Annotated in this window: 13 protein-coding genes; 2 read left to right on the top strand and 11 right to left on the bottom strand. The window is 60.8% G+C overall.

Going from position 1 to position 13189, the window contains the following annotated elements; genetic code table 11:
- Positions 1-62: 62 nt before the first annotated feature.
- The 6 genes from acpP to QRN41_RS20665 all read right to left on the bottom strand — a co-directional run bounded on the left by acpP (position 63) and on the right by QRN41_RS20665 (position 4074).
- A complete protein-coding gene (gene acpP, locus QRN41_RS20690) occupies positions 63-299 on the bottom strand; it encodes an acyl carrier protein (RefSeq protein ID WP_016973676.1) in 237 nt (78 codons plus the stop codon).
- 193 nt (positions 300-492) lie between these two features.
- On the bottom strand, positions 493-1236 hold the full coding sequence (gene fabG, locus QRN41_RS20685) for a 3-oxoacyl-ACP reductase FabG (RefSeq protein WP_034139026.1): 744 nt from the start codon (positions 1234-1236) through the stop codon (positions 493-495).
- 31 nt (positions 1237-1267) lie between these two features.
- Positions 1268-2206 (bottom strand): ACP S-malonyltransferase, encoded by a 939-nt coding sequence (fabD, locus tag QRN41_RS20680; RefSeq protein ID WP_034139027.1) that lies wholly within the window; start codon positions 2204-2206, stop codon positions 1268-1270.
- A 126-nt stretch (positions 2207-2332) separates the two neighbouring features.
- Complete coding sequence (gene plsX / locus QRN41_RS20675) at positions 2333-3343, bottom strand: phosphate acyltransferase PlsX (RefSeq protein WP_080761471.1); 1011 nt, start codon at positions 3341-3343, stop codon at positions 2333-2335.
- 4 nt (positions 3344-3347) lie between these two features.
- Positions 3348-3530, bottom strand: a complete 183-nt coding sequence (gene rpmF / locus QRN41_RS20670) for a 50S ribosomal protein L32 (RefSeq protein ID WP_003179396.1) — start codon at positions 3528-3530, stop codon at positions 3348-3350.
- A 13-nt stretch (positions 3531-3543) separates the two neighbouring features.
- A complete protein-coding gene (locus QRN41_RS20665; RefSeq protein ID WP_034099894.1) occupies positions 3544-4074 on the bottom strand; it encodes a YceD family protein in 531 nt (176 codons plus the stop codon).
- Between the two features lie 105 nt (positions 4075-4179).
- Between QRN41_RS20665 and QRN41_RS20660 the strand changes: the two genes are divergently transcribed.
- Positions 4180-4758, top strand: coding sequence for a Maf family protein (locus QRN41_RS20660; protein ID WP_034139029.1), 579 nt, complete (start codon positions 4180-4182; stop codon positions 4756-4758).
- Positions 4759-4887: 129 nt separating this feature from the next.
- Here the strand turns inward: QRN41_RS20660 and QRN41_RS20655 are convergent, their stop codons facing one another.
- From QRN41_RS20655 to rluC, 3 genes are read right to left on the bottom strand one after another with little or no spacing between them, the layout of a single operon-like run.
- Positions 4888-5871 (bottom strand): S49 family peptidase, encoded by a 984-nt coding sequence (locus QRN41_RS20655; protein WP_034099896.1) that lies wholly within the window; start codon positions 5869-5871, stop codon positions 4888-4890.
- A gap of 21 nt (positions 5872-5892) precedes the next feature.
- Positions 5893-6555 (bottom strand): HAD-IA family hydrolase, encoded by a 663-nt coding sequence (locus QRN41_RS20650; protein ID WP_094066816.1) that lies wholly within the window; start codon positions 6553-6555, stop codon positions 5893-5895.
- Complete coding sequence (rluC, locus tag QRN41_RS20645; RefSeq protein ID WP_123478788.1) at positions 6542-7501, bottom strand: 23S rRNA pseudouridine(955/2504/2580) synthase RluC; 960 nt, start codon at positions 7499-7501, stop codon at positions 6542-6544. The genes QRN41_RS20650 and rluC overlap by 14 nt, the downstream gene beginning before the upstream one ends.
- 767 nt (positions 7502-8268) lie before the next feature.
- On the opposite strand from rluC, the gene rne reads away from it, so the two are divergent.
- Positions 8269-11469, top strand: a complete 3201-nt coding sequence (gene rne / locus QRN41_RS20640) for a ribonuclease E (RefSeq protein ID WP_167418092.1) — start codon at positions 8269-8271, stop codon at positions 11467-11469.
- Positions 11470-11528: 59 nt separating this feature from the next.
- On the opposite strand, the gene QRN41_RS20635 is transcribed toward rne, so the two are convergent.
- Together QRN41_RS20635 and QRN41_RS20630 are read right to left on the bottom strand one after the other, a co-directional pair.
- Positions 11529-12113, bottom strand: a complete 585-nt coding sequence (locus QRN41_RS20635) for a nucleotidyltransferase family protein (RefSeq protein WP_040269227.1) — start codon at positions 12111-12113, stop codon at positions 11529-11531.
- The gene (locus QRN41_RS20630; protein ID WP_285422072.1) at positions 12110-13096 is read right to left on the bottom strand and encodes an XdhC family protein; all 987 of its coding nucleotides are present in this window, start codon (positions 13094-13096) and stop codon (positions 12110-12112) included. Before QRN41_RS20630 ends, QRN41_RS20635 begins: the two co-directional genes overlap by 4 nt.
- Positions 13097-13189 lie beyond the last annotated feature (93 nt).

Here is a 13189-nt window from a genome sequence, read left to right as displayed (position 1 = left end):
AAAACCGCACGCCGTTACAGCAGTGCGGTTTTTCCCTGACAGCAAGCGACGACTACAAACTATTACGCCTGGTGGGCAGTAACGTAGTCGATAGCAGCTTGAACAGTAGTGATTTTTTCAGCTTCTTCGTCCGGGATTTCGGTCTCGAATTCCTCTTCCAGAGCCATCACCAGCTCAACGGTGTCAAGGGAGTCGGCACCCAGGTCTTCAACGAAGGAAGCGCTGTTGGTCACTTCTTCTTCTTTAACACCCAGTTGCTCGGCAACGATTTTCTTGACGCGCTCTTCGATGGTGCTCATACCTTGTTTTCACTCCTAATGGACAAATTCAGGCAGCTGGCCAGTGGGTAAGTGTATAGAAAGCCTTTTCAGCTTTTCAACTGAAAGCTTCACCCTGTACCCCGAACGACCCTCTGCCTATAAATTAAGTTGCAGCTTTATAACGGATTTTAGACAGCTCGTATGACATTTTTTTGAAGCGATCCGTCACAATTTAACTCATGTACATCCCGCCGTTCACCGGGATTGTAGCCCCAGTCACGTATGCCGCACCGTCAGATGCCAGGAAAGTGACCACATTCGCGATCTCTTGAGCCTGGCCCAGACGGCCCAGCGGAATCTGCGTCAGCAAGGCTTCACGCTGTGCTTCCGGCAGTTCGCGTGTCATATCGGTGTCGATGAACCCTGGGGCCACCGAGTTGACCGTAATCGAGCGCGAACCGACTTCACGCGCCAGTGCGCGGCTGAAACCTTCCAGGCCGGCCTTGGCGGCTGCGTAGTTTACTTGGCCTGCGTTGCCCATGGCACCCACTACGGAGCCAATATTGATAATTCGGCCCCAGCGCGCCTTGGTCATGCCGCGCAAAACGCCCTTGGACAGGCGGAACAGACTGTTCAAGTTGGTATCGACCACGTCGTACCACTCGTCGTCTTTCATGCGCATCATCAGGTTGTCGCGGGTGATACCGGCGTTGTTTACCAGGATCGACGGGGCGCCGAACTGTGCAGTGATCTCGGCCAATACGGCAGCCACGGACTCATCGCTGGTCACGTTCAGTTCAAGGCCAGTGCCCTGAACGCCGTTTTCCTTCAGGGTCGCGGCAATACGCTCGGCGCCCGAAGCGGAAGTGGCGGTGCCGATCACGACGGCGCCCTGACGGCCCAGTTCCAGGGCGATCGCCTGACCAATGCCACGGCTTGCGCCGGTAACCAGTGCAACTTTACCTTGCAGACTCATGCAGGCTTCTCCTAAGTTCGGAATTCAGGGTTCAGGCCAGTGCCGCGCGAGCGGCAGCGAAGGCATCCGGGGTATTGAGGTTGGATGTCGAGACCCCATCGGCGCAGCGCTTGTTCAGGCCAGCCAGGACCTTGCCCGGACCGCACTCAACCAGCTCGGTGGCGCCGTTGGCGGCCAGGGTCTGGACCGACTCAACCCAACGCACCGGCTTGTAGAGCTGCTCCAGCAGGTCGCGCTTGAGGGTGTCGAGGTCGGCCACTACCGCTGCGCTGACGTTCTGTACCAACGGGATCTGCGGCGCCTGCCAGTTGATCGCAGCGATGGACTCGGCAAAACGCTCGGCCGCCGGGCGCATCAGCTCGCAATGGGACGGCACGCTCACCGGCAACGGCAGCGCACGCTTGGCACCACGCGCCTTGCAACCCTCAATGGCGCGCTCGACGGCGGCCTTGGCACCGGCAATCACCACCTGGCCTGGGGAATTGAAGTTGACAGCGCTGACCACTTCGCCCTGAGCGGCTTCGGCGCAGGCTTCGATCACCACCGCGTCGTCCAGACCCAGGATAGCGGCCATGCCGCCCTGCCCGGCCGGAACGGCGTCTTGCATCAGTTGACCACGGCGCTCGACCAGCTTGACCGCTTCACCCAGGGTCAGGCTACCCGCCGCGACCAGAGCGCTGTATTCGCCCAAGCTATGACCTGCAACAAACGCTGGACGTGCGCCGCCCTCTGCCAGCCACAAGCGCCACAGGGCAACCGAGGCAGTCAGGATCGCCGGTTGGGTTTTATCAGTTTGATTGAGTTGCTCCTCCGGCCCCTGTTGGGTCAGTGCCCAGAGGTCGTAACCCAAGGCATCGGAAGCTTCCTTGAAAGTATCCAGGATCAGCGGGTATTGCGCGCCCAGCTCGGCCAACATGCCGAGGGACTGCGAGCCCTGCCCTGGAAAGACGAATGCGAGGGATGTAGACATGTAACAAGCCCCTAATGATCTGGTCGTCGGAAATGGGCGCCCCTACGGTGGGAGCGCACGAAACTGACAGATTGGATGGTCAATTGAACTGGCCGGTCACATTTAAGCATTCCTGGGCCAATTCGCCTAAGGCAACAGGTCCTCGAGACGGCCATGCAGGCGTTGGGGCAGGTTTTCCTGGAGCTCGATCACCGCGCGGGCAATCGCACTCTGAAAACCTTCCACGCCCGCCGAACCGTGACTTTTCACCACAATGCCCTGCAAGCCTAGAAAACTCGCCCCGTTATGCCGCGCCGGCGCCAGATCAGCCTGCAGACGACGCATCAATGGCAGCGCCAGAGCACCTACCAGACGCGAGACCAGGCTCTGCCTGAACAACGACTCGATGCGCGTGGCAATCATGGTCGCCAGGCCTTCGCTGGATTTAAGCAGGATATTGCCCACAAAGCCGTCGCACACCACCACGTCCGCTTCGCCACGATACAAACCGTCACCTTCGACGAAGCCGATGTAATTCAAGCCTCGCGCGCCTTGCAACAGCGTCGCGGCGAGCTTGACCTGCTGGTTGCCCTTGATGTCTTCGGTGCCGATGTTCAACAGCGCCACGCGCGGGCGGGCCACGCCCAAGGCTTGCGCCGCCACCGAGCCCATCACAGCGAACTGGAACAGGTGCTCGGCACTGCAATCCACGTTCGCCCCGAGGTCCAGCAACTGGCAATAGCCTGTCTGCGTGGGAATCGCCGCCACCATGGCCGGCCGGTCGATTCCGGGCAAGGTCTTGAGCACATGCCGCGACAACGCCATCAAGGCCCCGGTATTGCCGGCGCTGACACAGGCTTGCACCTTGCCGTCGCGCAACAGTTCCAGGGCCACCCGCATCGAAGAGTCAGGTTTACCGCGCAGGGCCGCCGCCGGCTTTTCATCCATCGTGATGGTTTCGCTGGCCGGCACAATGCTCAGGCGCGCGCGATCCACCGCCGGATGGCTGGCAATCAGTTCTTCAAGAAGGGAGGGTTGACCGACAAGGGTCAGGTGCAGCGAGGGTGTTGCAGACAGGCTGGCAACGCAGGCCTGAACAATGCTGCGGGGACCGAAGTCCCCGCCCATTGCGTCAATCGCGATGACGAGAGCAGACAAGTGATTACTCGTCAGCGCCCTTGTCGATCACTTTACGACCACGGTATACGCCTTCTGGCGATACGTGGTGACGCAGGTGAACTTCACCAGTGGTCTTTTCCACGGACAGAGTGCTTGCCTCGAGAGCGTCGTGCGAACGGCGCATGTCACGGGCGGAGCGGGATTTTTTGTTCTGCTGAACAGCCATAATTGATTAACTCCTAAACGTTTGGGTCACGCTTTAACTGCGCCAATACACTGAACGGGTTGGACCGCGTTACCTCGTCCTCGCTCGGTTCGGGCTCGTCATCGAGGCCCGCCGGCTGCTGGCATTCTTCCGGATGATGAGCAGGCACAATGGGCAAGGCGAGCAGAAGCTCCTCCTCGATCAGTGCATGCAGATCCAAAGGATCTTCGCCCAGTTCCAGCACGTCATAACCTTTCGGCAACGACTGGGTATTCGCACCCTCCTTCACCACGGCGTAACTGCATTCGCTGTGGATCGGCAGGGTGACCAGCTCAAGACAACGCTGGCAAACCATTTTGACTTCGGTGTCGATAAAGCTGTGAATGACCACAGATTTACGTTCATCTCGTTCAAAAACGAATTTGGCCTGCACCGTACCGACAGTGTCGGAAAGCGGGTCGCAGAGTCTCTCCAAATCGGCCAGCAGCACTTCACCTTGAAGGGAGGTGCCACGATCAGCCAATTTGCGCGGGTCAACGTGAGGTGGAATCGGGTCATTCAACATAGGCGCAGCATTATAGGGATGCACCCGGCCATGTCAAAGGAAATTCGGCCCTGTGCGTCAGCCGGTCACCCCGCTAGAATCCCGGCCTGCCCTGAGGAGACGCCCATGCTGCCTTTATTACTCGCATCCAGCTCGGTTTACCGCCGGCAATTGTTGAACCGCCTGCACCTACCGTTCATCTGCAGCTCTCCGGATATCGATGAAAGCCATCGTCCAAATGAGCTGGCGGTGGAGCTGGTCAAACGCCTGGCCGAGGAGAAGGCCCGAGCGTTGGCCGCCAGCCATCCCGGGCATTTGATTATCGGCTCGGACCAGGTGGCCGCGCTCGACGGCCGGGTCATCGGCAAGCCGCATACATTCGAGAACGCCCGCGAGCAGTTGCTGGCGGCAAGCGGCAAGCGTGTCAGCTTTCTTACCGGCCTGGCATTGCTCAACAGCGAAACCGGGCGCTGCCAAGTCGACTGCGTGCCCTTTACCGTGCATATGCGCGAGCTGGACATTGAGCGCATCGAGCGCTACCTGCGCATCGAGCAACCATTTGACTGCGCGGGCAGCTTCAAAGCTGAAGGCTTGGGCGTGAGCCTGTTCCAGAGCACCGAAGGGCCGGATGCCACCAGCCTCGTCGGCTTACCCCTGATTCGACTGGTGGACATGCTGCTCAGCGAAGGCGTGCAGGTCCCTTAAGAACACCGCAAAACCCATTGTGAGAGGGAGCTTGCTCCTGACAGTACTGGATCAGCCAATCTGTCTGTAGCACCACAGCAATCGGGGGCAAGCCCCCTCCCACATCTTGGTTATGTCAGCCTGACTATCTCAACGCAACGTCGGACCTTGGAAGCCCATATAGAGCGCCAGCTTTTCAGCCACGCTGGCGCCGAGCTTCTTGGAAAACCGATCGAATGGCGATTCCTCAACAGTGAAGTCCACCAGTTCTTTCTCGCCAATCACATCCCGCGCCACCGAACTGGCACTGCCCAAGCCGTCGATCAAGCCCAACGGCAACGCCTGCTCTCCGGACCAGACCAGGCCGGAAAACAACTCAGGATGCTCCTTGTCCTTCAGACGATCGCCTCGGCCCTGCTTGACGCTGGCAATGAACTGGCGATGAGTGGTATCAAGCACGCTCTGCCAGAACTGCGTTTCATCGGGCTTCTGCGGCTGAAACGGGTCAAGAAACGCTTTGTGCTCACCCGAGGTGTAGGTACGACGCTCCACACCAAGCTTTTCCATGGTACCGACAAAACCGTAACCGGCCGCCGTCACGCCTATGGAGCCCACCAGACTGGCCTTGTCGGCGTAAATCTGGTCGGCCGCGCTGGCAATGTAATAAGCACCGGAGGCGCCAAGATCAGAGATCACCGCGTACAGCTTGATATCCGGATGCAGAGCGCGCAGACGACGAATCTCGTCATACACATAGCCCGATTGCACAGGACTGCCGCCCGGGCTGTTGATGCGCAGGATCACGCCCTTGACCTTGGTGTCTTCGAACGCGGCGCGCAGACTGCTGACAATATTGTCGGCACTGGCCGGTTCTTTATCGGCAATCACCCCGCGCACTTCGATCAGCGCGGTGTAGTTGGCGCTGCGGGTCGCGCTTTTCTCCATATCCATCAATGGACTGAACAGCGCCAGCATGATCAACAAGTAAGTGAAGGTCAGCAGCTTGAAGAAAATCCCCCAGCGCCGCGAGCGACGCTGCTCCTGCACACTGGCCAGCAGGGTTTTCTCCAGCAGTTTCCAGCTTTTGTCGTCGCTGCTTTCAGCCTTTTCGGGCGCTTTCCACTCGTCACTCATGCCATAAACCCCAGCAAAGACTTATTGAGCCCGATTGAGCCAGGCGTGCAATTCAGAAAAATGATCGATCGTGACCCTGGGCTCGTACTGCTGCAACGCCTCGGGCGACTGCGCGCCGTAACTGACGGCCACACTGTCCATACCCGCATTGCGCGCCATCATCAGGTCAAAGGACGCATCCCCCACCATCAACGCCTCACGCGGGGAAACGGCGCAATGGGCCAGAATCTCCTCCAACATCAGAGGGTGAGGCTTGCTGGCGGTTTCATCGGCTGCGCGGGTGATATCGAAATAATCTTCAAAACCGTGGGCTTTGAGCACCCGATCCAAACCGCGACGGGCCTTGCCGGTGGCGACAGCCAAGTGGTAGCCGTCGGCACGGAACGCCTCCAGGGATTGGCGCACACCCTCGAACAGAGGCGAAGGTTCGGCCTCCAGCGCAATGTAGTGATCGGCGTAGTGCTCACGGAATGCGAGCAACTCTTGATCGGCGATCTGCGGATACAAGGTACGAATCGCCTCAGGCAAGCCCAGGCCGATGATGCCTTTGACCGCCAGGTCGCTGCACAGCTCGAACCCCGAGCGGGTCGAGGCCATGTGCATCGATTCGACGATGCGACCAATGGAGTTGGCCAGGGTCCCGTCCCAATCGAAAATCAGCAGTTTGTAGTCACGGTGCGGCACTCAAACGCTCCACGGTCTTGGCCCACATCTCATCAACCGGCGCCTGCAGCTTGAGCTCACCGCCATCGGGCAACGGCACGGTCAGCATATAGGCGTGAAGGAACAGGCGTTTACCGCCCAGATCGCGAATTTCCTTGGAAAAATCTTCATCGCCATACTTGGTGTCACCGGCAATGCAGTGACCAGCGTGCAGGGTGTGCACGCGGATCTGGTGGGTACGACCGGTAACGGGTTTAGCCTCCACCAGCGTGGCGAAGTCGCCGAAGCGGCGCAGCACCTTGAACAGAGTCAGCGCCTCTTTGCCCTCCTCGTCCACCTCCACCATGCGCTCGCCGGAGCGCAAGTTGCTCTTCTGCAACGGCGCACGAACGCTCTTGATCGAACTGGCCCAGTGGCCCCGCACCAGCGCCATGTAGCGCTTATCCACGCCATCGCCGCGCAGAGCGGTATGCAGATGACGCAGCATGCTGCGTTTTTTGGCGATCATCAGCAGGCCAGAGGTGTCGCGGTCCAGACGGTGCACCAGTTCCAACTCCTTGGCATCCGGGCGCAACTGACGAAAGGCTTCGATCACGCCGAAATTCAGGCCGCTGCCGCCGTGCACCGCAATGCCGCAGGGCTTGTTGATCACGATCAGCTTGTTGTCTTCGAAGACTATCGATGCTTCCAGACGCTGAAGCAGGCCTTGTGCCAGCGGCACAGGCTCGTCGCGCTCAGGCACGCGAACCGGCGGCACACGGACGATATCGCCCGCCTGCAATTTATACTCGGGCTTGATCCGCCCCTTGTTCACGCGCACTTCGCCTTTACGCAAGATGCGGTAAATCAAGGTCTTGGGCACGCCTTTGAGCCTGGCCAGGAGAAAATTGTCGATGCGTTGGCCGGCATATTCCGGCGAGACCTCAAGCAGCTGAACGCTGGGGGTCGGGGGGGCGGTAGTCGTCATGGCGGCGATGATAACAATTTTTTATGGAATTGAAGCACTTAATCATTACTGCTATAGTCGCGAACGCCGCCAAAAGCGGCCTGGCCAGAGGACTTGCGGCAAACTGCCGGCCCTGACCATCGCAATTCATCAGGACGCGAGGCCGTCCTACGGGGCGTTTGCCACCCTGGAAAGCTCAAAATTGTAACAAGCGCAGGTGACATGAGGCCTGAAGCGAGTGCCAAAAGCAGAGTGAATACTCGCGTTTGGCGCCGATATTTACGGCCAGTTCACAAAGTGCAGTCAGTTTTGAGCCAGACCATGGCGAATGCTTCGGAAACAACGCCTGTTAAGAGCTGAGTGAGAGCGCAGTCGTTTTCATTCAGGCCTGTTTAGCCATGAGCGTGGACTCCCCGTTGGAGAACACGGTAAATGCCAACCCGCTGCGGATTCTGCGCGCGGCAGCACCCGAATTATCAGGGATACGTGTAGGGTGGAGATGCACAACCGTCGGACCGTGTAGCACTAGGCTTATATTTAGACGCTTCATCTCGTCCACAGTCGCCGGTTGATTCCTCCTCCTGACCTTAGCTTTTGTTGAAGCGGTGCCTTTGTCACCGCCGCTAACAAGCAGGACGCGTCCGTCGCGACTCCCGCCCAATTGGCAGGTTTTGCTGGACACTGGAGTGGCCAACCACTCTTGACGCACCTGACACCGACCGTGAGAAGTCGTGTGTGCCGAACGCCGTTTCCGGCAGCCCGGAAACCGACGGTACAACATGAAAAGAATGCTGATTAACGCAACTCAACCCGAAGAGTTGCGTGTTGCACTGGTAGATGGCCAACGCCTCTACGACCTGGACATCGAATCTGGTGCACGCGAGCAAAAAAAGGCCAACATCTATAAAGGCCGTATTACTCGCATCGAACCAAGCCTTGAGGCTGCCTTTGTCGATTTCGGCTCCGAGCGCCACGGCTTCCTGCCCCTCAAAGAAATCTCCCGCGAATACTTCAAGAAAGCCCCAGAAGGCCGCGTGAACATCAAGGACGTCCTGAGCGAAGGCCAGGAAGTCATCGTTCAGGTGGAAAAAGAAGAACGTGGCAACAAGGGCGCCGCCCTGACCACCTTCATCAGCCTGGCCGGCCGCTACTTGGTCCTGATGCCGAACAACCCGCGTGCCGGTGGCATCTCCCGCCGCATCGAAGGCGAAGAGCGCAACGAGCTGCGTGAAGCGCTCAACGGCCTGATCGCCCCGGCCGACATGGGCCTGATCGTGCGCACTGCCGGCCTGGGTCGCAGCAGCGAAGAGATGCAGTGGGACCTCGATTACCTGCTGCAACTGTGGACTGCCATCAAGGAAGCCTCGCTGGATCGTTCCGCGCCGTTCCTGATCTACCAGGAAAGCAACGTAATCATCCGCGCCATCCGCGACTACCTGCGCCAGGACATCGGCGAAGTGCTGATCGACAGCGTCGAAGCCCAGGACGAAGCCCTGACCTTCATCCGCCAGGTGATGCCGCAGTACGCCAGCAAGATCAAGCTGTACGAAGACAGCGTCCCACTGTTCAACCGCTTCCAGATCGAAAGCCAGATCGAGACCGCTTTCCAGCGCGTAGTCGAACTGCCTTCCGGCGGTTCCATCGTGATCGACCCGACCGAAGCCCTGGTGTCCATCGACATCAACTCGGCGCGCGCCACGAAAGGTAGCGACATCGAAGAAACCGCCCTGCAGACCAACCTGGAAGCGGCCGAAGAAATTGCCCGCCAGCTGCGCCTGCGCGACATCGGCGGCCTGATCGTGATCGACTTTATCGACATGACCCCGGCCAAGAACCAGCGCGCCGTGGAAGAAAAAGTCCGCGAATGCCTGGAAGCCGACCGTGCCCGCGTGCAAGTGGGCCGCATCTCGCGCTTCGGCCTGCTGGAAATGTCCCGTCAGCGCCTGCGGCCTTCCCTGGGCGAAAGCAGCGGCATCGTCTGCCCGCGCTGCAACGGCACCGGCATCATCCGTGACGTTGAATCGCTGTCCTTGGCTATCCTGCGCCTGATCGAAGAAGAAGCCCTGAAGGACCGTACCGCCGAAGTCCGCGCCCAGGTGCCGATCCCGGTGGCCGCGTTCCTGCTCAACGAAAAACGCAACTCGATCACCAAGATCGAACTGCGTACCCGCGCTCGTATCGTGATCCTGCCGAACGACCATCTCGAAACACCGCACTTCGAAGTGCAGCGCCTGCGTGATGACAGCCCGGAAGCCCACAGCGGTCAGTCCAGCTACGAAATCGCTGCAGCCGCTGCCGAGGTGGAAGAAGTCCAGCCAGCCGCCGCAACCCGCACCCTGGTCCGCCAGGAAGCTGCCGTGAAGACCGCTCCAGCCCGTGCCAACGCACCGGTTCCGGTTGAAGCCGCTGCACCGGTTGCCGCGCCGGCCGCGATGCCTGAACCAAGCCTGTTCAAAGGCCTGGTGAAATCCCTGGTTAGCCTGTTCGCCACCAAGGAAGAGCCTGTCGCACCGGTCGTGGTCGAAAAACCTGCCGCCGAGCGCCCAGCGCGCAACGAAGAGCGTCGCAACGGTCGCCAGCAAAGCCGTAACCGCAACGGTCGTCGTGACGAAGAGCGCAAGCCGCGCGAAGAGCGTGCATCGCGTGAAGAGCGTGCGCCGCGTGAAGAGCGTCAGCCTCGTGAAGCCCGCGAAGACACCCCTACCGTAGCCCGCGAAGAGCGTGCACCGCGTGAAGAGCGCGCGCCACGTACGCCGCGTGCCCCGCGTGAAGATCGCAAGCCTCGCGGTGAGCGTGAAGAGCGTGTGCGTGAACTGCGCGAGCCTCTGGATGCCGCCCCGGCCGTTGCCGCTGCTGCTGCCACCGAAGAACGCCCAGCCCGTGCGCCGCGCGAAGAGCGTGCGCCACGAGAAGAACGCCAGCCTCGTGCCCCGCGTGAAGAGCGCCAACCGCGCACCGAGCAGGCCGCTGCCGCCAGCGAAGAGGAAGTGCTGACCGGCGAAGAGCAACTGCAGGAAGACGGTCAGGACAACGCCGAAGGCGATCGTCCACGCCGCCGCTCCCGTGGCCAGCGTCGTCGCAGCAACCGTCGTGAGCGTCAGCGTGATGCCAACGGCAATGTGATCGAAGGCTCGGAAGAGACCGGCGAGAACGCCGAAGGCGCCAACAGCGAGCCGACCACTACCGAACTGGCTGCAGGTCTGGCCGTTACCGCAGCGGTTGCCAGCTCGGTTATCAGTGCACCGGCTGAAGCCCAGGCTCATCAGCAGGCTGAACGCGCTACCGCCGCTGTCGAGGACACCGTCGTCGCCGAAGCGCCTGTGGTGCAGACCCCAGCGGTTGAAGCGCCGGTAGTAGAAGCAACGACCCCGATCGAAGCCCCCGTGGTACCGGAAGTAGAAGTCGCGCCGGTTCGCGACGCCCAGCCGGTGACCGACGTGGTTGCGGTTGAAGTGGCGCCGGTGGCTGAGCCTGAACCCGTGGTTGAAGCCGCTGCGCAAGCGCCGGCTGTAGAAGAAGCCGCCCCGGCAGTGCGCGAAGTTCGTGAAGAACAGACCGCCTTCCAGTGGGCCGCCGAACCTGCCGCTCCAGTTGAAGCGCCTGCACCGGCGGCGGAAGAAGCCCCGGCACCGGTTGCCGAAGTGGCCGTTGCCGAGCCTGCACCCGTGGTTGAGGCCGCTCCGGTGGCTGAACCTGCGCCTGTGGTTGAAGCGCCCGTGGTTGCCGAAGTCGCCGCGCCGGTAGTTGAAGCCGCACCGGCCAGCGCCTTGACCGAAAACGGCCGTGCGCCGAACGACCCACGTGAAGTGCGTCGTCGTCGCAAGGAAGCCGAGGCGGCCGCCGCTGCGGCAGCGGCTGCACCGGCTGTGGTTGAAGCTGTCGAGGCGCCAGCCCCGGCTGCAGAAACCGTGACTGAGCACTCTGCTGTCGAAGAAGTGGCCGAGCACAAGGTTCAGGAAGAAGCACACGAGCCTAAACCTCTCGTCTGATTCCAACCGCCACTAAAAAGCCCCGCCTGAGTGATCAGGCGGGGCTTTTTTATATCGGATCAGCGGTAATTAAGGCGCTCTGGTACATCCACATCCCATAACACGCCTGGGTCATTCACCGGCACCTCCCTCACAGCCGTCGGTGTAAACAAGAGCCTGGCACCTCGATCACCCGCTAACGCCTTCAACCCCGGCCCGAAGTCACGCCCAAACGCCACAGGGTGACCATAACGGCCATCCTGCACTGGCACGCGAATGCCCTGCTCCGGCAGCCCCTGAATCACTTGCTCGATGCTGGATGACTGGATAAAGGGCATATCCCCCAGTACCACCAACCAACCTTCGGCCGTAGCGCTGGCCGCTACCGCCGCCGCGATACTGTCGCCCATACCTGCCGACGTCAGTTGCAAAACCTTACAGCCATGTGCCTCGGCCAACTGAATCACCTCGGCACGCTCCGGCGACGTCACCAGCCAGCGCTCTACCACGCACGTCGGCAAATTCACCAACACCTGTTCGATCACCGGCCGCGTCACCCCGTCCAGTCCCAGGCAAGGCGCCAGCAATTTATCCTGATCAGCTCCCGCCTCGGCGCGGAAACGACTGCCCTGCCCCGCCGCCAGCACAATTGCCGTGACGGTCACTCGGCCACCACCGGCAGCGGCTTTTTCTGCATCGGTGCTACGCCGTTTTTGATCGCGACAATTTCCGCCATCAGCGACAGTGCGATTTCCGACGGCGTATGACTGCCGATATGCAAGCCGATCGGCCCATGTAGCCGCGCGATCGCCTGCGCCGACAGGCCCAGCGCCGACAGGTTCTCACGGCGTTTCTGACTGTTGACCCGCGAGCCCAGCGCGCCAATGTAGAACGCCCGGGAATCCAACGCCGTCAGCAGCGCCATATCGTCCAGGCGCGGGTCATGGGTCAGGCAAACAATGGCCGTACGCTCGTCGGTCTGGATAGACAGTACCGCTTCATCGGGCATACCGGGCACGAAGCGCCCATGTTGCGCCTCCCAACCGTAGACGAACTCTTCGCGGGGGTCGCAGATAAGCACTTCGAAATCCAATAAGCGCGCCATTTGCGCCACGTACCGCGACAATTGCCCGGCGCCGATCAGCAGCAGACGCCAGCGCGGGCCATAGATGGCGCGCAAGCGTTCACCGTCGAAACTCAGGCCATCGGTCTTGGTGGCGCTGCTCAAGGTAACCTCGCCCGTGGCCAGGTTGAGTTCCCGCGCGACGATCTCATGGGCTTCGCAACGCGCCAGCAGGTCGGCGACCCATTGCCAGTCCAGCACCCGCTCTTCGGTCAGGCGCAAGGTGCCGCCACAGGGCAGGCCAAAACGCGCGGCCTCGTCCTGGGTCACGCCGTAGGTCACTAACTGCACCGCCGGCCCGTCGTCCGCCAGGCGGCCGTCGTGCAAGCGGGCTATCAGGTCATCTTCGATGCAACCGCCAGACACCGAGCCGATGACGACACCATCGCCGCGCAGCGCCAACATGGCGCCCGGTGGACGCGGCGCGCTGCCCCAAGTCTGGACCACGCTGTACAACACCACTCGCTGCCCGGCACGACGCCACTCCAGCACACTGCGCAGCACATTCAGATCCACACTGTCCATCAAGCCTCCCGCGGGCAATATCGCGCTTACTGTAACCAAAAAATAACCCGGGTGCCGCGCGCCAGAAACGCAAACGCCCCGAACAAGTCGGGG

Source organism: Pseudomonas sp. efr-133-TYG-23 (assembly GCF_030209215.1).
Taxonomy (GTDB): Bacteria; Pseudomonadota; Gammaproteobacteria; order Pseudomonadales; family Pseudomonadaceae; genus Aquipseudomonas; species Aquipseudomonas rhodesiae.
This window is presented reverse-complemented; position numbering and strand designations above follow the sequence as displayed.